This window comes from Sorangium sp. So ce726 (genome assembly GCF_051521405.1).
In the GTDB taxonomy this organism is placed as follows: Bacteria; Myxococcota_A; Polyangia; order Polyangiales; family Polyangiaceae; genus Sorangium.
Window position 1 is genome coordinate 10,623,106 of sequence record NZ_CP150349.1, and the last position, 19,900, is coordinate 10,643,005.

Genomic DNA, 19,900 nt, shown 5'->3' on the forward strand with positions numbered 1-19,900 from the left:
GCCCGCGGCCTCCGTACCGTAAATGCATGTTCCGCTGTCCGCCGGCTGCCCCGGGCCTCGTCGCGATGGCGCTCGGCCTGACAGCGGCGCCCGCACAGGCCCAGGAGCCGCCTCGAGACGGCGCCGCCGCAGCGGCTCCGGACGCGGGCAGCGCGGCGGCGGCGCCGGCTGCGCGCGGCGCGCCGGACACCCCCGCCGCACGGTCGGCCCTGCGCGGCGCCGTCGTGGTGGCGGTGGACGACGCGAGCGCCGAGGCGGCTCGCTCGCTCGCTCGCGCGATCTACGGTGACCCCGCGCTCCGCCCGCCCATCGACGAGGCGACAGCGCAGGTGCTCGCCGGCGATCCGCCGCGCCCGGACGCGCCGGCCGCCGTGAAGGAGCTCGCGGAGGTGCGCCGCTCCGCCGGGCGCGCCGAGTCCGAGCCGGTCGCGCGCGGGCTGCTCGCGTCGCTCGGCGCGGGCGCAGGCGCGGCGCTCGTCGTCGCGGTGAGCACGGCGCACGGCCACCCCGTGGCGCGCATGCTCCGGGTCGCGGGCGCGAGTTACGCGCCGATCGAGCTCGGCGCGACGGTCCAGCGGACCACCGACGGCGCACCCGCCGGGGCGATCTTCGGCTGGCCAGGCGCGGGTGCGGCCGTCCGCGCGCTGCTCGCTGGAGACGAACGCAGCGGAGGCGCGGCGGGTCGCGCTGCGACGCCGCGCGCGCCCGCCTCATCGCAGCGCGGCGCGGTGGGACCTCGCGGACCTCGCGCCGACGCCGCCCCGGCGGCGCCGAAGTCCGCGGACGGCGGCAGCGGCTCATCGGAGCGACGCTCGACGTGGAGCTCCCCCTGGTTCTGGGGGCCGCTCGCGGGCGTCGTCGCGACCGGCATCGTCGTGCTCGTGCTGGCCCAGACGGGCGGCGATGACGGCGACACCGTGCACCTCCGGGGTCGGATCGCGCCATGACGCGCTCCTCCCGGCGCAGCCCAGCGGGGTTGGGGCTGAGGCTCGCCGCGCTCCTCTGCGTCGCGATCATCGCCGCGCCCGCGCGGCTCGCCGGCGCCGCGCCCCGCGTCTACGACGCGCCCGCCGCGTCGCGCGACGGCAGCGCCGATCTTCCCGTGCCGCCGCCGCCGCCGGCGTACCACACCGAGGATCTCGACTGGATCGAGTTCGCCTATCACCCGTCCACCCGCGACCGCGTCCGCCCGCTGATCGCCCGCGCCGGCGACCTCCGCGCCGAGCTCAGCGCCCTGCTCGGCCGCGACGTGCTGACCGCGCCGGTGAAGGTCCGGATCGCGGATGTGCCTGCCGAGCTCGACGACCTCGTCCCCGGGGGCCTCGCTGGCCCCACAACGGCCATCTCGTTCGGCGCGCAGCGGCTCGCGGTCCTGAGCGCCTCTCCGCGGCTCGGCGCCGAGACGCCCGATCTCGAGGGCGCCTTCCGTCACGCGCTCGCGCACCTCGCCCTGGATGAGGTGACGGGCGGCGCCGTGATCCCGCGCTGGTTCCACGAGGGGTTCGCCGCCCACGTGGCCGGAGACCGCGGCGCTCGGCGCGCGCAGGTGCTCTCGGTCGCCGCGCTCCGGGGGCGCCTCCTCCCGCTCGACGGGCTCGAGGCGAACCTGGCGGGCGCCGAGGACATGGCCGGCTCGCTGCCCTACGCGCAGGCGGCGGACGTCGTCCGCTTCCTCGTCGAGGACGGGCGCCGGCAGAGCTTCGTGCGCGCCCTGGCTCAGGTGCGCGGCGGCGTGCCGCTCGAGGCCGCGCTCCAGGCCGCCTATGTCTCGACGGGCCGCGAGATCGAGCTCGCGTGGCGCGCCAACGTCGCGCGCCGCTACGGCTTCGTCCCGGTGCTGGCTGGCTCGCTGCTGGTGCTCGGGCTGCTCGTCTCCGGCCGCCTGGCCGTGCAGCGGCTCCGCAGCCGGAGGTCGCCGCCGCCTCGCGCGCCGCGCCGCCGGCTCCGCGCGGCGTCGGAGGCGCGCCATCGGCCCGCGCGCCCGTCCACGGTCCAGCTCGTCGCCACCCTGGGCGCGCGTCACCGCAACGAGGCCGACGGCGACGCGGACGTCCCGAAGGTGGAGCACAACGGCCAGTGGCACACGCTCCACTGAACGCCGCGGAGGAGGCCCCTCCTCGGCCCGATCCCGTCGGACCGCAGCGCCGCCTGACGGAGCTCGCGCTCGGCGCGGCCTGGCTCATCGGCCTCGCCGCGGCCCTGCAGATCGTCTCCGTGCTCCTGTCGTCGAGCCCGCTCGCGGCGGCGCTCGGCGGCGCGGTCGTCGCCGACGTCGTCGCGGCGCGGGCCGGCGTGCAGTGGACCGACCCTCTGGAGCCGGAGGGCCCAGGCCGCCGCGCGCGCGTCGCCCGTCGCGTCGGGCTCGGCGCTGCGCTGGGCGCGCTCGCCGTGCTGATCACGCTCGGCGTCTCCGCGACGCTGGGGTGGGCGACCGTCGAGGCCGGCGCCCCCTCGGCGAGCCTCGGCTTCGCCCTGGCGCGCGCGATCGCCCTCGCGGTCCGCGACGAGCTCCTGCTCACCGGCATCCCGTTCGCCGCCGCGGCGCGCGCCGGCCTCTCGCCCCACCTCGCGCTGGTCTTCTCCGCCCTCGCGCACGGCGCCGCCCTCGGGCTCGCGCCGGGCGCGTCCCCGTCGAGCTTCGCCCTCGCGACCGCGCTCGGCGCGCTCGCCGCGGCGCTGTTCCTGCGCGGCCGCTGCGTGTTCGCGGCGGTCGCCGTCCACGCGAGCTTCACCGCGCTCGCGGGCGCAGGTCTGCGCGGCGCCCTGCTCGACGCCACGTGGATCGACGGCGCGCTCGCCGCGGGGACGCAGGCCTTCGGCCCGCCTGCCTGGCTCGGCGCGGTCGTGCTCGCGATCCTCGCCGCGCTCACCCTCCGCGCCGGCGCCCGGCAGCCTGCCCGTCCAGGGCGGTGAGCGCCCCCGCCCCGCGCGGCCGCCACGGAGCTCTCGCCGCCGCGCCGGCATGAAGCGCGCCGCACCCGCGTTGTAGTTCCGGACAGCGGCGCTGGGGGCGCCACGTCCATCGCAGCTGCGCACTCGGCCTCTCGCCTTCCACCGCCAGCGTCCGGCTTCCAGCGCTCGGCGCGTCACATCCACCGGACCGACACCGACAGTTCACAGCGCCGTGAGAGCACGTGCCGCCCGACCGGATCGCGGGCGAACGCGCGCATGTCTCACAGCGTCTCACCCCTCGGACACGGCTATGTCATATTTCAGCGCACCGCGTCAAGCACACATTGACGCGCCGCCTTCGAGGAACCAACGATCAGGTATGCACTGCGAAAGGATCCTTCGGATTGCGCCGATGATGCTGCTCGCGCTCGTGTCGACGGGCTGCGGCATGGCGACGATGATCGACACGAACACGCGCTCCATCCAGGCAACGACGGAGGAGATGCGGCGGACCCGCGCGACGATCGAGGATTCGAATCAGACCCTGCGGAGCTCGCAGGAGAGCATCGATCAGCTCGCCGAGCTGCGTCAGCCGATGGAGAAGCTCGCCGAGATGCAGGCGGCGATGGAGCGGCTGGCCGAGCTCAAGGGATCGATGGACGCAATGCAGCAGAGCATGCGGGAGACCGTGCGCCTCAAGGAGTCGATGGATCGGCTGAGCGAGATGGAGGCCACCATCGCCGCGATGAACGAGAGCCTCGTGAGCATCCGCGGCCCGCTCACGGACGTCGCCGCCCTGAACGCACCGATGCGCGACGTCGCTGCCCTGGACGCACCGATGCGCGACGTCGCCGGGCTGAAGCAGCCGATGGAGCAGGTCGCGACGCTGCGCGAACCGATGAAGGAGGTGAGCAAGCTGTCGGCGCCGATGGAGGAGATCAGCCAGCTCGGGGGCGATTCGTCGCGCCAGACCGGCCTCATCGCCATCGGCCTGCTCGCCTGGGGTGTCGTGACGTTCCTCGGCGTGTACTTCGGCGTCCAGGCCGGCACCCGCCGTCAGCAGCGCCTGGCGCAGGGAGATAGGGACTCGAGCGCAGGGCCGGCGCCTGCCGAGCCCGCGCCGCGCGTCCTCACCGAGAGCCGGAGCTTCGAGCGCCGGGCCCAGATCAAGTCGATGTGATCGAGCTCTGCCGGACGCCTGTCCGGCCGGCGAGCGGCGGAGTCGCCCGCCGCCCGCCCTCACCTCATCCACCCATCAACGATACGTATCCCAGTGAGCCGACATGCGATCGGTCTGCCCTGCGGTGAACCCATCCATGCAGGAGTCGTCGGTGTAATCCATGAAGTTCTGGACCGGGTCGAGCCCACCTCCCCGGCAGCTGTCCCTGTTCAGCGGGCAGCCATACGCGGCGCTGCGCTCCGACGCCGTGTCCGCCACGCCATCACCGCTCTTGTTGCAGCCGCCTTCGAACGTGTGGAAGAGGCCGAGCCAGTGACCGACCTCATGCGTACCCGTATCTCCCTCGTTGTACGGCGCCGCATTGCCACCGGGTAACGTGGAATGGAGCAGGACGACGCCGTCGTCGGTCGGCCGGGCCGCGTAGCTCGAGGGGAACGTCGCCCAGCCCAGTAGACCGCCGCCCGGGTTGGCCGTGTAGAGATTGAGGTGGTCTGGCCCACCAATACGGAGCGCCGTCTTGGCCTGCCGCTCGGCCGAGGAGCCCGATGACATGGTGTACCAGGTCGCGTTCCTCGTCCGATCGACGGAGGCCAGTGCAAAGCTGAAGCGGGTGTTCGCGTACGCCTCGTTGAGCACCTCGATCTGCTCCGCGATCATCCCGTCCGTCACGTCGCCGTTCGATACGCCCGCGCCCTTGTTGATGACGTGGACGTGCACGGGGATCTCGACCGCCGCGCCCGCCGAGAACCCGAGCGCCACCTGGCTGCGGACGAACTGCTCGACGGCTTCCTTTTCAACGTCGCTCAGCTCGACGGTCGCGCAGCCGCGCCGCAGGGGCGCTGGCGCCGCCTCGACCTGCTCAGGTTCGACGTCGACGACGGCCGGCGCATCCTCCACGGGGGTCGAGGGGTCGGCGCCGCACGCGACGCCCAAGGCAGCGATCAAGACTAAGGCAAATACTTCCGCACACGTCCGAGCTCGCATGGACACTCTCCTTGGTTCATTTCCCCGCAAAGGAAGCATGAATATATATCCGCGATCACAATCGGTTCAATTCCAAAAGGGCTGATTCCACTCGCGACGACAAAGGAAGATTCCACGTCTTGGTCGTTCTGGTCGTCTTGGGTCGTCTGGCCCGTCTTGTGTGTCTTGCGCCCTCTCGCCGAACGCCGGCAAGACCCCCGGACACGCAGAGCGATGACGAGGCGCGAGGGCCCGCGTGGAACGGACACGCCGATTGCTCCAACTTGGATCGATCGCTCCATTATGGAGCACGCGTCGAGAGCGGCGCGGACCGAGGGAGCGCCCCTCGACTCGAGGTCAGACGACGACGGGGACCTGGCTGTTCCGCCTGTTCCATGTCCTCCGCGCCTTCGGGGTCAGGGCCCGCGGAGCTCACCCCGATTTCGAGGCGCTTTCCCGAGGAGCGCCGCGCCGCGCGCCCATCCGCCTGGTCTGTGCAGTTCGAGCGACGCTCGAAACAAGGTGTACGGCGTTATCCAAACTCTCCGCCTGCCACATCCTCTCGGAGCCGGGTCGGCGCTCGCGGCCGCCGGCCCTCTCCGGGCCACGCCGGGCACGCGCGCACGCGGCCCGAGCGAGGGCAGACGCTGCGTTCTCGCTGGCGGTGGCGGGGCGAGCTCGGCGACGATCTTGCGATCTCGCTCACACTGACGCGCGGCCGACCGGGGCGCTGCGCGCTCCGTGCATCGTGATTGCAGTACTCTCCCGGCGACGGTAGATGTCTTGCATGGCGCGTACGAAAGCAGGTCAGTCCGCGGAGGACCTCCGTGAGCAGATCCGGGCGGCCGGCCTGCGAGCCACCTCGCCGCGCATCGCCGTGCTGCAGAGCCTCGGCCGCTCGCGGACGCCCGTCAGCCACGCGGAGCTCGCTGCTGAGCTCGCCCCGAAGGGGTGGGATCGCGCCACCATCTACCGGAACCTGATCGACTTGACCAACGCCGGGCTCGTGCGCCGCACCGACATGGGCGACCACCTCTGGCGGTTCGAGCTGCGGGAGGCCACCGGCACCCACGCGGCGGACGAGCACCCGCACTTCATGTGCGACACATGCGGCGATGTGCTCTGTCTCCCTGACGAGAGCATCGAAATCAAGGCGGCGCGCGGCGCGCCGCGCGCGTTGCGGCGCAAGGGACTCCAGATCCAGATCAAGGGCCGCTGCGATCGGTGCGTGCAGGCCTGATCGGCGGAGCAGCCCCCGGTCATCGGCGACCCCCAGCTACCGGCAGCCCCGAGCCGCGTGAATGACGCGGCGCTCAGCGGCCGCAGGCGGCTGTCCGCATCCTGGTTGCAACACCAATTTGATATTGATTAGGCTACGTGGCTCGGGCATAGCCCACCGCGCCCATGCTCGCGCTCGTCGTCGTCCTGTCGATCGCCGGCCTCGCCGCGGGGCCGCTCCTCGTGGCGCTCGGCCGGCGCCAGGCGCTGCCGACGTCAGCGCTCGACGGGCTGACGCTCGGCCTCGTGCCCGCGCTCGTCCTCACGCGCCACCTGCCGCACGTGGTCGAGGAGATCGGGGCGCAGGCGGTCCTCTGGGCGGCGCTCGGGTACGCGGCGCTCGGGCTCACGGAGCACCGGAGGCGCGACACCGGCGAGGTGCTGGGGCGGGAGATCGCGTTCTCGGCGCTCGCCGTGCACGGGTTGCTCGACGGCGCCGGGCTCGCGCTGGCCGTGGCCGCGGCCGACAGCAGCGCGGACGGGGTGCTCTTCGCGAGCGCCGTCCTCGTGCACCGGCTGCCCGAGGGGCTGTCGCTCGCGGCGCGCTTCCTGCCCGCCTGGGGCTGGCGGCAGCTCGCCGCGCGCCTCGGGCTCCTCGGGCTGCTCACGGTGCTCGGCGCCCTCCTCGGCCAGCGCGCCGTGGAGAGCCTCCCCCACGAGTCGTTCGAGGTGTTCATCGCGTTCGGCCTCGGCGTCCTCCTGCGGCTCGTTGTCCACACGCACGAGGCGCCGCCTCGGGGGGCGCGCGCGCGGACGGCGAGCGCGATCGCCTTCGCCTCGGGGCTCTGCGTCGCGCTCGCGCTCCCCAGCCCGGAGAGCTCCTTCACGAGCGCGCACGCGTCCGAGCTGTCGATCGCCGAGTCGCTCGGCCCGCTGTTCGTCGAGACGGCGCCCGCCGTGCTCGCCGGGCTCGCCATCGCGGGGCTCCTGCGCGCGCTCTCTCCGAGCGTCCTGCATCGCTCGACCGGCTCCCTGCGCGGCGGCGCGGCGCTGCCCCGCGCCGCCAGCGGCCTGGCGTCCGGGCCGCCGCTGCCTCTCTGCGCCTGTGGCGTTGCGCCGCGCATGCAGCGGCTCCCGCGCGCGAGCGCGCCGGTCGCCTCGGGCGTCACCGTCGTCCTCTGCACGCCGGCGCTCGATCCTGCCGGCGCGCTGCTCTCGCTGCGGATGCTCGGCCTGCCGTTCACCGCGGCGCGCGTCGCGGGCGGCGCGCTCCTCGCCGTGCTGGTCGCGCTCCTCGTCGCCAGGATGGCCGGGACGCCAGGCTCGAGCGCTGCGCCCTCCGGCGGCGCGCCGCCCGTCGTCGCCGGGACCGTGGCGTCGCCGGGCGCGCGGCTCCGCGCCGCCGTTGCCGAGGCCGTCGGTCCAGCGCTCGATCACATGGCGGCCTGGTACGTCGCGGGCCTGGTGCTCGCCGCCGTCCTCGAGGCGGCCATCGCGCCGGCCGCAGCGCGCGCGCTCGGTGCGCCGGACGACGTCCTCGTGAGCGCGCTCCTCGCGGTGCCCGCGCACGTGTGCGCGCAAGGCGCGACGCCGCTCGCCGCGGTGATGATCCACAAGGGGCTCCCGGTCGGCGCCGCGCTCGCGTTCCTCGTGGCGGGTCCCGCGACCCACATCGCGGCGCTCGGCGGGCTGCGTCGGGCGTTCGGAGCGCGCGCCGCCGCCGTCTCCGCGCTCTTCAGCGTCGCCTTCGCCGTCGCGCTTGGCCTCGTCGCCAACGCCTTCGTCCCCCTCTCGGCGATCCCGGACCTCCACGACCTCGCGCCCCAGGAGCACTCCACCATCGAATGGGTCTGCGCGGTCGCGCTCGGCGCGCTCCTGCTCTCGAGCTTCATGAGGCTCGGCCCTCGCGCATGGTTCGGCGGCATGCGCGGCGCCGGCGACACCGGCGCGTCCGGTCCAGAGGAGCCGCATGCGCCCTGCGCACACGCACATCGCTGCAGCGCGAGCGGCGCGCCGGACGACCACAGCGCGCCGCCCGCCTGACGCCGGGCTCCCCGGAACGTCGTTCACGGAGCTCACGCTCGCCGGTCTCCCTCACGCCGCTCGCGGCCTCCCTCGCGCGTCGTCCCGCGGCCTCCACCTCACGGGCCGGAGCTCCGGCGCGGGCGGCGCGGCGATCACCCTAGCTGGACCGAGCCGTGGTGATCGCAGTGATCGCCGTGGGGATGGTGCAGGTGCGCACCCACGAGGTAATCGAAATGATCGCCATGGGGCACGGCCTGATGGCCGCAGCCTGCCCCGTGCATGTGCGCCTTCTCGTGATCGGCGCATGCATGGCTCGGCGTGCACGCGTCAGGGTTCTCCCTGCCTACCGAGAGCACGTGCTCATCGAAGTGATCCCCGTGCGGATGATGCAGGTGTCCGTCGTGCAGGTAATCGACATGGCCTTCATGCCGCAACGCCTGATGTCCACATCCCTGCCCATGAACATGGGCGTGCGCTGCGTGCGTCTGGTGGTCGTCCATCGACTTGCCTCCTTTCCAGCAATGCTCGCTTCGAGCTCAGATGACGGCTCGAAGTGGGGCCAACATGGGGCCCCGACGCGCACTGTCGCAAGGAGCAACCTGGCGCGCATGCCGTGGACGAGCAGACCACGCTCGCTCGCCCTGCAGCGCCGCAGCGCTCAGCGGATCCAGTACCTGCCGATGAGCACGAGCGCCATCGCCCAGAGCACCACCCCGATGCCCGCTGCGACGAGCATGGCCTTTGGCAGGCGCCTGCCGTGCTGCACGAGCCGTCCCAGCGTCCCGGCGGCGTCGCCGCCGCGCGCCGCCGCGCTCTCCGGCGCGAGACCGACGTCTCCGTTGAGGCCGATGTCCGAGGCGCGCCGCCCCTTCTGTCCGCGGAAGCGCTCGGCGCGCAGCTCGCGAAGAACAGCCTCGAGCTCCTTCGCGAGCGCGTCCGCCGAGGTGATCCGTTCGTCGCGCTCGCGGCGGAGGCACGCTTCGACGAGCTGGCAGAGACGCGGCGGGAGCCCTGGCCTGCGCGCGGCGATCGGATCGCAGTCCTTGCTCAGGATCCGGACCATCAGCGCGTTGTAGTTCGGCGCCTGATGCGGGGTCGTCCCGGTCAACGCCTCGTACATGACGACGCCCAGCGACCAGATGTCAGCGCGGGCATCCACGTCCTCGCGCCCCGCGGCCTGCTCGGGCGACATGTAGGCCGGCGAGCCGACGACGCAACCCGTGCGGGTCAGCGAGAAGTTGTGCTCCTTCTCCATCACCTTGCTGATCCCGAAATCAAGGATCTTCCCCACCAGCTCGCCCAGGTGGTTGCGGTGCACATAGATGTTCGCGGGCTTCAGATCGCGGTGGATGATCCCTTGCTGATGGGCCATGTCGAGCGCCCGCGCGAGGCCGAGGAAGAGCTCGACCAGCACCTCCGGCTCGATGGTGCTCTCGCGCCGCAGCCACTCATCGAGCCCCTCGCCGACGAGCAGCTCGAACACGAGGAACGGAGAGCCGTCCTCGGCCTGACCGAGGTCGAGGATCTCGACGATGCTCGGGCTCCGCAGGCGTCCGCTCGCCTTCGCCTCGTTGAAGAAGCGCTGGAGCGCGACGGCGTCCCCGGCCACCTCGGGGCTCATCACCTTGAGCGCCACGTCGCGGTCGATGAGCACGTTCTTCGCGGCCCACACCGACCCGCTGGCGCCTTGGCCCAGGAGCTTCACGAGCCGGTAGCGAGACTGGATGAGATCGCCGGGGTTCACTGCTGCGCCGAGGTGTCGCTGGGGAACTGGGGAAGCTGAGGAAACAGACCAACCGGCGGACCAGAGGACCGCGGGACCGGGGAACCGAGAAGGAGCTGGCTTTACGCCGTCCCCGTCGGAGCCGGACCGGAGGATAACCCGAGCCATGGACGAGCGGTACCGCGGTGCGGCGCGCTCCAGCAGGAAGCAAAAGTTCGCGGCGCGAGGGGGCGATAACCCGCCTCGCTGCCTTCGCGGGCGCAGAGAACCGTGGATTTTGCGGTACCGCGACGCTTCGACTCGGCGTCACCGGCGCTCGCCGAACACGACGGCGAGCGATGAAGAGACCGGGCAGCGAGGGGCACAGCGCAATTTTCTTGTGCGCCGGCCCCTCCGCTGCCCTCGGGGGCGGGGGCGATCAGACGTCGTAGTAGAGGAAGAACTCGTGCGGGACCGGGCGGAGCCGGACCGCGTCGACCTCGCGCTCGCGCTTGTAGTCGAGCCAGGTCTTGAGGATGTCGCGGGTGAAGACATCGCCGCGGAGCAGGAACTCGTGGTCGCGCTCGAGCGCGCCGAGGGCCTCGTCGAGCGAGCCCGGCATGTGCGGCACTTCCTTGAGCTCCTCGGGCGAGAGCGCGTAGATGTCCTTGTCGAGCGGGTCGCCCGGATCGATCCGGTTCTGGACGCCGTCGAGGCCGGCCATCATCATGGCGGCGAAGGCGAGGTACGGATTGCAGCTCGCGTCCGGGAAGCGGACCTCGATGCGGCGGCCCTTCGGGCTGTTGCCGGGGGGCAGCGGGATGCGGATCGACGCCGAGCGGTTACGGCTCGAGTACGCGAGGTTCACGGGCGCCTCGTAGCCCGGGACGAGCCGGCGGTAGCTGTTCGTCGTCGGGTTGGTGAGCGCGGCGAGCGCCTTCGCGTGCTTCAGGATGCCGCCGATGTACCAGAGGCCCGTGTCGGACATCCCGGCGTAGCCGTCGCCGGCGAAGAGCGGCTTGCCCTCCTTCCAGAGCGACTGGTGGCAGTGCATGCCGCTGCCGTTGTCGCCGTAGAGCGGCTTCGGCATGAACGTCACCGACTTGCCGTTCTTGCGGCCGACGTTCTTGATGACGTACTTGAACCACATGAGGTTGTCGGCCATCGCCGTCAGCGTCGAGAACTTGATGCCGATCTCGCACTGGCCGGCCGACGCCACCTCGTGGTGGCCGACCTCGACCCCGATGCCGGTCTCGATCAGCGTGGACATCATCTGCCCGCGCAGATCGCCGAGCGTGTCGGTCGGCGCGACGGGGAAGTAGCCCTCCTTCGACCGGATCTTGTGCCCGAGGTTCGGGCCGGCCTTGCCGGAGTTCCAGACCGCTTCCTCGCTGTCGATCTCGTAGAAGGCGCCGCGCTGCGAGCTCTCGTAGCGGACCGAGTCGAAGACGAAGAACTCGGCCTCGGGCCCGAAGTAGGACGTATCGGCGATGCCGCTCGCGCGGAGGTGGTTCTCGGCCTTCTGGGCGATGTAGCGCGGGTCGCGGCCGTAGGGCTGACCGGTCACCGGATCGCTGATCTTACAGATCATGCTCAGCGTCTTCTGGGCATGGAACGGGTCGAGCTTCGCCGTCGACGGATCGGGCGTCATCAGCATGTCGCTCGCGTTGATCGGCTGCCATCCGCGCACCGACGAACCGTCGAAGCCGATCCCCTCCTCGAAGAGATCCTCGTTCAGGCGGGACGCCGGGATGGTCGTGTGCTGCCAGATGCCGGGCAGATCGATGAACTTGAGATCGACAAATTTTACGTCGTTTTCCTTCGCAAACGCGACGACATCTTTCGCCTTCATGATCTTCTCTACCTCGCTGACTCGCTGCTCTCGCTGTATGTGACTCGACGGTGCGCGGGCTCGTGCTCGCTGTTCGCTTCTCGGTTGTCGATCTGTCGATCTGTCGATCCTCGAGCCTGTGACCCGCCGCGAATTCCCTGTGACGCTCTGCCGGCGGCGCGCCTCCTAGATGGCGTCCTCGCCGCGCTCTCCCGTGCGGATCCGCACGGCTTCCTCGACGGGGACGACGAAGATCTTGCCGTCGCCGATCCGACCCGTCTTGGCGCTCTTCTCGATGGCGTCGATCACGTCGCTGACCATGCTGTCCGGCACGACGATGTCGACCTTCACCTTCGGCACGAAGTCGACGACATACGCCGACCCGCGATAGACCTCTTTCTTGCCGCCGGTCCGACCGAAGCCCTTTACCTCGGTCACCGTCATGCCCTGAATCCCGACCTCGGCGAGGGCGTCCTTGACCTCGTCGAGCTTGAACGGCTTGATGATCGCCTCGACCTTTTTCATTGCGCACGCCTGTGGTGACCGGGTGCCCGCCAGGGTGGAAGACCCGGGCGCTCACCCGAAAGGCCCCGCCGGAGCAGAGCTGGTAAAGGGGGGACACCTCCGCCGGCGGCCTCCCATCGATGTGCCGGGCGCCGCCCGGCTTCCGATCCGTGACGGGGGCGACCCGGTCCACCGAGCCTTGCCCGCCACTGTCAACGACTCAGGGACCCATCCAGCGGAGCCGGATCGGCGACCCTTCACCCCGGACGCTGGCGCGCGACCGAAGGTCCAGGCTGGTGTACCCAAGCTCATGTTTCCGGAATGTTTCGCGCACCGTGCGAGCGTGAGAAAAGTGCATCGGGCGTCAGGAAATCGGAGCCCGCTTACTTTTTTCACAGCTCCACCTGTACAAGGCAGAGCTCGCTTGCACGGCGGCGGCGCCAGGGGTGAGAACCCGTTTGCGCACCGGGACGCCGGAGGTGGGCCTTGCCTTATGAATTATGCCGGCCCGGGGTGGAATCCGTTTTCACGGTGCCGTTCTGGAACCGATGAGCTCGCTCGTACGGCATCCGGGAGCGGGCCGGGCCCCTCCCTGACGGGTCACGCTGCGCTCGCCATTGTTCTTATGACGCGGCTCGAATAGGCTGCGCTGGCGAATCCAGTCGCGGGACAGCCCTGCCTGATGGCTTTGCCGAACAAAGCGAAGATCCCGGTAGGCACGGTCCTCGCCGGAAAATACCGCATCACACGCGAGATCGGGCGCGGCGGCATGGCTGCCGTGTACGAGGCCGAGCACATCGACATCGGCAAACGCGTGGCGATCAAGGTGCTCGCCCAGGAGCTGACGACCTCAGCCGTCGTGGTCGAGCGCTTTCTCCGAGAGGCCCGGGCCGCCGCGTCGATCCGCAGCCCCTTCATCTGCGACGTCTACGACTCGGGCAAGCTCGACGACGGGCGGCCGTTCCTGGTGCTCGAGCTCCTCGAAGGCGAGTCGCTGTACGAGCGGATGACCGTCATCAGGTACCTCGACCCCGAGACCACCGTGACGGTGGTGTCCCAGGTGTGTCGAGGGCTCACCAAGGCGCACGCCGCCTCCATCGTCCACCGCGACCTCAAGCCGGAGAACATCTTCCTCACAAAGGATGAGGAAGGCCGGCTCTGCGCGAAGATCCTCGATTTCGGCCTCGCGAAGTTCTACGCGCCGGTCGATGGAGGCGACGCGCAGGCGCGCCTCACCCGCGAGGGCGCGGTCTTCGGAACGCCGGCGTACATGAGCCCGGAGCAGGTGCGCGGCCAGGGAGCGGTCGACCACCGCGCGGATCTCTGGGCGCTCGGCTGCATCACCTACGAGTGCCTCACCGGCCGCACCGTCTGGCAGACCGAGCAGGGCGTCGCGATGACGTTCGCGCAGATCGCCAACGCGCCCCTGCCGCAGCCCGCGGCGCTCCGCCCCGACCTCCCGGCGAGCTTCACGACGTGGTTCGAGAAGGCGCTTGACCGCTCGATCGATCGCCGGTTCCAGACCGCGAAGGAGTTCGCCGACGAGCTGTCGGTCGCGCTCGGCGTCGCGCAGCCGACGCCGCCGCGCGGCGCGGAGCCGTCGCAGGCGGGGCTCGTCATGCCGGGCGGCGACGCGCCGGCCGACCTGTCGTTCGACCCGCCGGGGGTCGTCCGTGTGACCCCCAACGAATCGCGGCGGACTGTCCCGTCGGGTCCGGCGGAGCGCGGCGGGGCGGACCCGTTCGCCGGGCTGGACACCTCAGGCGCGCACGGCGCCGCGATGGCCGGGCGCGTGAGCCAGGGCGCGGGGCAGCAGATCACGTTCTCCGGGGGCTCGGGCGAGACCTCGGTCCCCGATCCGCTGGCGCACGTATCGCCGCCCAAGCGAGGCGGCGCCGGGCGCGCGCTCGTCGTGTTCGGCGTGCTCGCGCTCGTCGCGGGCGGCGCCTACGCGGGTTACCGCCAGTTCCTCAAGCCGACGGCCCTGCCGCCCGTCTCGTCGAGCACCGCGGCGCCGCCGGCCACGGGCGCCCCCTCGGCCTCCGCCGGGGCCAACGTGCCGGCGCGCGCCGACGCCCACGCCGAGCCGCCCGGCCTGGCGTGGCCGCCGCTCGTCGCGCAGGCGCAGGAGGCGGTCGCCGCCGGCGATCTCAAGGCCGCGCTCAGGCTGCTGAAGGACGCTCAGGACAAGGGCAACCACCCCGTACCGCGGACGCTGATCGAGAACGTGCAGATCGCCCTGAAGGACGCGAGCGGCAAGGCGCCATGCGCGCTCACCGGCATCGCGAGGCCGCGCACGCACGATCTGGTGCGCGAGGGCGGCCGCGCCGTCGGGGCCAGCCGGCCTTCGATCGCGCTCGGGCCGCGCGGCGCGGTCGTCACCTGGACGGACTCGCACGAGGGCACCGAGCACGCCTACACGACGACGCTCGACGGCGCGATGCGGCCGTCGTCGCCGGCGCTCGACGTGACGCCGGAGGGCCGCGCCATCGGGCGCCCCGAGCTGACCTCCGCAGGCGATCGGCTGGTGCTCACGTACTGGGACGGCAAGGGACCGGAGGCCGGCGTGCACGTGCGCTGGCTCGACGCCAACGGGCGGATCGACGGCCCCGCTGTGATGGTCGCGCCGTTCCCTCGAGGGGGGAACTCGTGGCCCTCGCTCGCGCGCGCCGCCGAGGGGTTCCTGATCGCGTGGTCGGACGACGGCGACGCCGCCTCCGAGGACCTCTTCATGCGCCGCCTCTCGCCGAACCTCGATCCGGCGGGCGAGATCATCCGGCTGACCGACGTCACCCCGACGGGCCCGTCGAAGCCGCGCGTCCGCTTCCCCTCGGTGGCGGTGACGAACGACGTGATGCACCTCGCCTTCCGCTTCGATCGCGAGCCGACGCGGGTCATCCAGTACATGCGCCTCCCGCTCTCGAACGCCAGCAAGGGCCTCCCGCCGGCCAGCCCCGGCAAGCGCGCCGACCGCGCGCTCGGCGACCTGTCGCTCGTGAACAGCGATCGGGTCCGGAGCGACAGCCCCTCGCTCGCCTGCGGCGCGAGCGGGTGCTTCGTCGTCTGGCACGGCGAGGCGCCGCTCGGGGGCGCGTCGGCCGCCTACATCGATCCGGCCAAGGGCCAGCCGCTCTGGCGCAAGCGGTTCTCGAAGGCGGGCGCGCGCCCGTCGATCGCGATCGCGTCGAGCGGGCAGGCCCAGCTGGTCTGGTTCGAGGGGGGCCGCATGCTCACCGCGTCGATCAACCGCGACGGCATCGGTGCGCCCACGAAATTCGCCCGCGTCAGCGGGGATCAGCCGGCGCCCTCGATCAGCCCCGGCGCGAAGCCTGGAGAGTGGTATGTCGCCTGGCTTGACTACGAGGCGGGTCATCTCGAGCCCTACGCCGCCCGCATCCAGTGCCGGTGACCCCATGCTCATCCTCCCACCTCGAAGCGAGGTCCGCGCACGTCCCATCGAGACCGAGCGGCTGATCCTCGTTCCGATCGACCCGTCCGACGGGCCTGAGCTCTGGCTCGCGGTCAACGGCTCGCGCGCCTACCTCCAGCGCTGGCTGCCCTGGGTGCAGTTCCACACGGATCCGGCCGCGAGCGTGCGCTTCGCCGAGGCGTGCGCCGCCGACTGGGATCACGGCAGGGCGCTGCGCTTCGTCATCCGCGAGCGCGCGCACCGCTCGCTCGCCGGGGTCGTCGGGCTCGAGGCGTGCGTCCACCTGCACCGCTCTTGCGAGCTCGGCTACTGGCTCCGCAAGGAGGCGACCGGGCGCGGGCTGATGACCGAGGCCGCGAGGGCCGCGCTCGGGTTCGCGTTCGGCCACATGGGCGCGCACCGCGTGCGGGTTGCGGCCGCGACGGACAACCATCCTTCCCTCGCGGTCATCGGCCGGCTCGGCTTCCGCTTCGAGGGCATCGCCCGGCAGGCCGAGTGGTGCGACGGCCGCTGGCTCGACCACTCCGTCTTCGCGCTCCTGGCGACCGATCCCAGGTAAAAAAGCCCGCCCACGAGGGCGCTCGCTCGCTTCGGGCGCCCGAGGTGGCCCGTGCGCCGCCCGAAGCGCGCTAGCATCCTGACTCCGCCGTGGCCCGCCGTCGTCGCCTCATCCGCTGGCCCCGCGGCACGACGCCGCTCGTGCCGCTCGCGCCCGCGATCGTGATCGTCGTGGGGATCGCCACGGCGGTGGCGATCGCGCTGATCGGCATCGGCCAGCTCGCGAAGATGAGCGATCAGGCCGCGAGCCTGCGCGCCGAGGTGCTGGCCGCGACTCTCTCGGCGCGGCTCCGCGGGACCATCGAAGGGGAGCGGGCGACGTTCCTGAGGGAGGCGGCGCGGCGGGCTGGGTCGGAGATTTTGCTCGCCGATCAAGGCGGCCACGTCCTGGTCAACGAGAGCTTCGGCGCGCCGTCCAAGGCCGTCATCGTCCAGATGCTCACGCAGGGCAAGGGCGACGCGACGACCTCGCTCGGCCGCGTCCGGTTCGCGGCGCGCCCGCTGCACCCGCCGCTCTCTCACCTCTCGGTGATCACCTTCGTCTCCGCGCCGAGCCCGCCGCCCGACTCGATCGCGCTCGGCAACGCCGTCGCGGCGCTCACGATGCTGCTGCTCGGCGTGGCTGTCGCGGTCGCGCTCTCGTTCACCAAGTCGGCGCGCGACGATGTCGACTACCTGCGCGAGCGCATCACGGCGATGGCGCGCGGACAGGGCCAGAGCGCGCTACCCACGGATGTGATCCAGGCCGAGCCCGTGCCGATCAGGTCGCTCGACCAGGTCGGCCTCCTGACGGCGGCCTTCAACCTCCTGATCACCCGCTTCGCCGCGGCCGAGCGCACCTACCGGGCGGACCTCCAGCAGGCCTCCGCGATGGACCGCGAGCGCTCGGCGTTCCTCGCGGGGTTGAGCCACGAGCTGCGCACGCCGCTCAACGCCATCCTCGGGTTCGCGCACGTCCTGGAGAGCGAGGTCGACGGGCCGCTCAGCCAGGACGCGCGCGAGGCGCTGTCGGTCATCCGGCAGAGCGGCGAGCACCTGCGCACGCTCATCGACGACATCCTCGACCTCTCGGCGCTCGAGACGGGCAAGCTCCAGCTCTCGCGCCGCGCCGTCAACCTCCGCGCGCTCGTCGATCAGGTGATGCGGGAGGCGTCCGCGGCGGCGCGCGACAAGCCCCTCCAGCTGCGCGTCACCGGGGACCACGCGCTGGTCGCGCACGCCGATCCGCGGCGGGTGCGGCAGATCCTGACGAACCTCGTCTCGAACGCCGTCAAGTTCACGGCGCGCGGCTCGGTGACGGTCAACATCACGGGGCGCGGCCGCTATGCGGCGATCGTCGTCCAGGACACCGGCCCCGGCATCCCCCCGGAGGAGACGTCGGCCGTCTTCGAGGAGTACCGGCAGACCGGCGACGTGCGCTCGCGCCGGGCCGGGACGGGGCTCGGGCTCTCGATCGCGCGGCGCCTCGTGCTGATGCACGGCGGGACGATCCAGCTGGAGAGCGAGCTCGGACGGGGCTCGACCTTCACGATCACCCTGCCGATGTGGATCGTGCAGCAGCCCCTGTTCGCGCCGACCCCGCCCACGCCCGACGTGGCGGCGGCGCCGGGGGACGACCCCGGCGCCGGCGGCCCCCAAGGGAGGATCGCATGACCGAGGAGCGCATGAGGGACGATGCGATCCACTTCGCGAGGCGCGTCCTCGTCCGCCAGGCGCTGGTCGGCATCGCCGCGTTCGGGGCGATCGCGGCGCTCGCGCCGAAGCTGCTCATCCTGGAACCGCGCGTCGCCGCCAGCGTGCTCTCGGTCGGCGCCAAGATCGCGCTCGCCGCGATGTGCGCGACCACGCTGCTGACGCTGCTCCGGCTGCGCACCCACCAGAACCTGCTGCGCTCGCTGGTGATCGGCTCGCGCGACATCGATCACGAGGAGCTCGAGCGGTTCGCTGGGCTCCCGACCTCGCTGGCGCTGCGCTTCGTGCTGGCGAGCTCGACGATCTCGGGCCTCATGATGATCCCCGGGATCAGACCAGAGAAGCTCGACGACGGCCGCGCGGTCAGCCTGCTCATCCTCGCGATCACGATCCTCAGCGCGTCCGCGATCCCGCACTACGTGCTGACGCGCGCCGCGGCGTTCAGCCTCTTTGAGATCAGCCCGGCCGAGGCGATCGGCGCCTTGCTCGAGACCGCCGAGCTTTACCAGACGCCGCGCCGGCGGGTCACCTCCAAGCTGCTCCTGGCCGTCGCCACGCCGGTGCTGCTCGTCGGCGTCGGGGCGGTGCTCATCGCGAACGCGCACCTCCAGACGTTCATCGAGCGCAGCCGGCGCTCGACCGCGGGGCTCATCGCGCGCACGGCGCTCGACCCGTCGCTCGGGGCCATCGACGCGGCCGGCCGCAACGACGTCGTGGCCTCCGCGGCGGAGTTCGGGTTCCTCGCGCGCCTGGAGCACGACTGCGTGGGCTCGGAGCCCTCCTTCGGCCGCGAGGCCGACGGGCAGATCGCCGTGATCACGCCGCTCGACTACGGCTGCGTCAACACCCGGTTCTCCGCCGACCTCGAGCCCTCCGCCGCGATCTGGGGCGCGCTCGTCGCGCTGCTCGCGGTGCTGGTCGCCGGCGCGCTCGGCAACCTGTTCGGGCGCGTCCTCGCGGCCGATCTCGTGCACGCCACGAAGCAGGTGCGCCTGCTCGGCACGGACAGCGTGCTGCGCGGCGCCACCCAGATCGCGCGCCCCGCCCGGTTCGCCGTCGTCGCCCGGCTCGGTCACGCCATCGAGGACCTCGCCGAGCGCTTCCGCGTCTTCGCCGCGGCGCAGGAGCGCGCGCTCGAGGCCCGCGAGGCGGCGCAGCGCATGCGCGGCCTCCTGTTCGCGAGCGTGAGCCACGACCTCAAGAGCCCGCTGAACGCCATCCTCGGGTTCGCCGAGCTCGTGGGCCAGGAGGACCTGACCCCCGCGCAGCGCGAGAGCCTGGAGCTCATCGCGACGCGCGGCCGGGAGCTCCTCGGCCTCATCGAGTCGATCCTCGACGCCGCCCGCGTCGAGGCCGGGCAGCTCACGCTCGAGCCTCAGCCGACGTCCGTCGGCTGGCTCATCGCGGGCGCGCTTCGCAAGGCGCGCGAGCTCGCGAGCGACGCCGGCGGCGAGGTCGTCATCGAGGTCGGCGACACGCTGCCGCTGATCCCCGTCGATCAGGCGTACGCGACGCGCGCGATCGCGGTCATCGTCGCGCACGCGCTCCGGACCGGCGCGGCCGACCCGTCGGCGCGCCTCGTGCGCCTCACGGCGACGATGGCTGGCGAGTTCAACAACGAGGTCCGCATCGACATCGAGTACGGCAGCCGCGACGTGCCGCCGGACGAGCTCGAGGCCCTGTTCAGCCGGCAGACCACGGCGCGCGGGCGCGGCCTGACGCTGGGTCTCAGCCACGCGCGGTCGGTGATCGAGCTCCACGGCGGCTCTCTCGAGGTGGACGGCGCACCCGATGGCCGGCCGCTCTGCCGCGCTCGTCTGCCGCGCATCCCACCCCCCCGCCGTCCCCGCCTGTCCTCGGTCCCCGCGCTCGGCTGAGCTCGCCCAAGAGCCCCGCGGCGACCCA

The 19,900-nt window shown here is 72.2% G+C and carries 15 protein-coding genes; 10 read left to right on the forward strand and 5 right to left on the reverse strand.

Translation table 11 applies throughout. The features are described 5' to 3' along the window. The first annotated feature begins 26 nt into the window (after window positions 1-26). The 4 genes from WME79_RS39430 (at window position 27) to WME79_RS39445 (ending at window position 4,072) form a co-directional block, all read left to right on the forward strand. On the forward strand, window positions 27-947 hold the full coding sequence (locus WME79_RS39430) for a hypothetical protein (RefSeq protein ID WP_437525662.1): 921 nt from the start codon (window positions 27-29) through the stop codon (window positions 945-947). Next, complete coding sequence (locus tag WME79_RS39435) at window positions 944-2,095, forward strand: peptidase MA family metallohydrolase (protein WP_437525664.1); 1,152 nt, start codon at window positions 944-946, stop codon at window positions 2,093-2,095. The genes WME79_RS39430 and WME79_RS39435 overlap by 4 nt, the downstream gene beginning before the upstream one ends. After that, complete coding sequence (locus WME79_RS39440) at window positions 2,077-2,913, forward strand: CPBP family glutamic-type intramembrane protease (RefSeq protein ID WP_437525666.1); 837 nt, start codon at window positions 2,077-2,079, stop codon at window positions 2,911-2,913. The genes WME79_RS39435 and WME79_RS39440 overlap by 19 nt, the downstream gene beginning before the upstream one ends. A gap of 358 nt (window positions 2,914-3,271) precedes the next feature. Further along, window positions 3,272-4,072 (forward strand): hypothetical protein, encoded by an 801-nt coding sequence (locus WME79_RS39445; RefSeq protein WP_437525667.1) that lies wholly within the window; start codon window positions 3,272-3,274, stop codon window positions 4,070-4,072. Between the two features lie 75 nt (window positions 4,073-4,147). Here the strand turns inward: WME79_RS39445 and WME79_RS39450 are convergent, their stop codons facing one another. Continuing rightward, window positions 4,148-5,056 carry a zinc metalloprotease gene (locus WME79_RS39450; RefSeq protein ID WP_437525669.1) on the reverse strand — a complete coding sequence of 303 codons (909 nt, stop codon included), beginning with the start codon at window positions 5,054-5,056 and terminating at the stop codon, window positions 4,148-4,150. A gap of 766 nt (window positions 5,057-5,822) precedes the next feature. Here WME79_RS39450 and WME79_RS39455 point away from each other — a divergent pair. Together WME79_RS39455 and WME79_RS39460 are read left to right on the forward strand one after the other, a co-directional pair. After that, entirely contained in the window at window positions 5,823-6,275 is a 453-nt protein-coding gene (locus tag WME79_RS39455; RefSeq protein WP_437525671.1) for a Fur family transcriptional regulator, read from the forward strand. A 164-nt stretch (window positions 6,276-6,439) separates the two neighbouring features. Further along, window positions 6,440-8,296, forward strand: coding sequence for a permease (locus tag WME79_RS39460; protein ID WP_437525673.1), 1,857 nt, complete (start codon window positions 6,440-6,442; stop codon window positions 8,294-8,296). 134 nt (window positions 8,297-8,430) lie between these two features. Here the strand turns inward: WME79_RS39460 and WME79_RS39465 are convergent, their stop codons facing one another. From WME79_RS39465 to WME79_RS39480, 4 genes are all read right to left on the reverse strand, one after another. Beyond that, complete coding sequence (locus tag WME79_RS39465) at window positions 8,431-8,778, reverse strand: hypothetical protein (protein ID WP_437525675.1); 348 nt, start codon at window positions 8,776-8,778, stop codon at window positions 8,431-8,433. 158 nt (window positions 8,779-8,936) lie between these two features. After that, the gene (locus WME79_RS39470) at window positions 8,937-10,022 is read right to left on the reverse strand and encodes a serine/threonine-protein kinase (RefSeq protein WP_437525677.1); all 1,086 of its coding nucleotides are present in this window, start codon (window positions 10,020-10,022) and stop codon (window positions 8,937-8,939) included. Window positions 10,023-10,419: 397 nt separating this feature from the next. Then, window positions 10,420-11,832, reverse strand: a complete 1,413-nt coding sequence (gene glnA / locus WME79_RS39475) for a type I glutamate--ammonia ligase (RefSeq protein WP_437525679.1) — start codon at window positions 11,830-11,832, stop codon at window positions 10,420-10,422. A 165-nt stretch (window positions 11,833-11,997) separates the two neighbouring features. Continuing rightward, the gene (locus WME79_RS39480; protein ID WP_012239819.1) at window positions 11,998-12,336 is read right to left on the reverse strand and encodes a P-II family nitrogen regulator; all 339 of its coding nucleotides are present in this window, start codon (window positions 12,334-12,336) and stop codon (window positions 11,998-12,000) included. Between the two features lie 661 nt (window positions 12,337-12,997). On the opposite strand from WME79_RS39480, the gene WME79_RS39485 reads away from it, so the two are divergent. The 4 genes from WME79_RS39485 to WME79_RS39500 all read left to right on the forward strand — a co-directional run bounded on the left by WME79_RS39485 (window position 12,998) and on the right by WME79_RS39500 (window position 19,872). Then, the gene (locus WME79_RS39485; protein ID WP_437525681.1) at window positions 12,998-15,724 is read left to right on the forward strand and encodes a serine/threonine protein kinase; all 2,727 of its coding nucleotides are present in this window, start codon (window positions 12,998-13,000) and stop codon (window positions 15,722-15,724) included. Window positions 15,725-15,728: 4 nt separating this feature from the next. Next, the gene (locus WME79_RS39490) at window positions 15,729-16,304 is read left to right on the forward strand and encodes a GNAT family N-acetyltransferase (RefSeq protein WP_437276928.1); all 576 of its coding nucleotides are present in this window, start codon (window positions 15,729-15,731) and stop codon (window positions 16,302-16,304) included. Between the two features lie 89 nt (window positions 16,305-16,393). After that, window positions 16,394-17,956, forward strand: a complete 1,563-nt coding sequence (locus WME79_RS39495) for a sensor histidine kinase (RefSeq protein ID WP_437525684.1) — start codon at window positions 16,394-16,396, stop codon at window positions 17,954-17,956. Then, window positions 17,953-19,872, forward strand: coding sequence for a sensor histidine kinase (locus WME79_RS39500; RefSeq protein WP_437525686.1), 1,920 nt, complete (start codon window positions 17,953-17,955; stop codon window positions 19,870-19,872). Before WME79_RS39495 ends, WME79_RS39500 begins: the two co-directional genes overlap by 4 nt. Window positions 19,873-19,900: the final 28 nt, after the last annotated feature.

Excerpts from the sequence above, each read along its gene's own strand:
- WME79_RS39445 (WP_437525667.1), top strand. The coding sequence starts at position 3,272 with ATGCACTGCGAAAGGATCCTTCGGATTGCGCCGATGATGCTGCTCGCG.
- WME79_RS39500 (WP_437525686.1), top strand. The coding sequence starts at position 17,953 with ATGACCGAGGAGCGCATGAGGGACGATGCGATCCACTTCGCGAGGCGC.
- WME79_RS39450 (WP_437525669.1), bottom strand. The coding sequence starts at position 5,056 with ATGCGAGCTCGGACGTGTGCGGAAGTATTTGCCTTAGTCTTGATCGCT.
- WME79_RS39430 (WP_437525662.1), top strand. The coding sequence starts at position 27 with ATGTTCCGCTGTCCGCCGGCTGCCCCGGGCCTCGTCGCGATGGCGCTC.
- glnA (WP_437525679.1), bottom strand. The coding sequence starts at position 11,832 with ATGAAGGCGAAAGATGTCGTCGCGTTTGCGAAGGAAAACGACGTAAAA.
- WME79_RS39465 (WP_437525675.1), bottom strand. The coding sequence starts at position 8,778 with ATGGACGACCACCAGACGCACGCAGCGCACGCCCATGTTCATGGGCAG.
- WME79_RS39485 (WP_437525681.1), top strand. The coding sequence starts at position 12,998 with ATGGCTTTGCCGAACAAAGCGAAGATCCCGGTAGGCACGGTCCTCGCC.
- WME79_RS39460 (WP_437525673.1), top strand. The coding sequence starts at position 6,440 with ATGCTCGCGCTCGTCGTCGTCCTGTCGATCGCCGGCCTCGCCGCGGGG.
- WME79_RS39455 (WP_437525671.1), top strand. The coding sequence starts at position 5,823 with ATGGCGCGTACGAAAGCAGGTCAGTCCGCGGAGGACCTCCGTGAGCAG.
- WME79_RS39435 (WP_437525664.1), top strand. The coding sequence starts at position 944 with ATGACGCGCTCCTCCCGGCGCAGCCCAGCGGGGTTGGGGCTGAGGCTC.
- WME79_RS39490 (WP_437276928.1), top strand. The coding sequence starts at position 15,729 with ATGCTCATCCTCCCACCTCGAAGCGAGGTCCGCGCACGTCCCATCGAG.
- WME79_RS39480 (WP_012239819.1), bottom strand. The coding sequence starts at position 12,336 with ATGAAAAAGGTCGAGGCGATCATCAAGCCGTTCAAGCTCGACGAGGTC.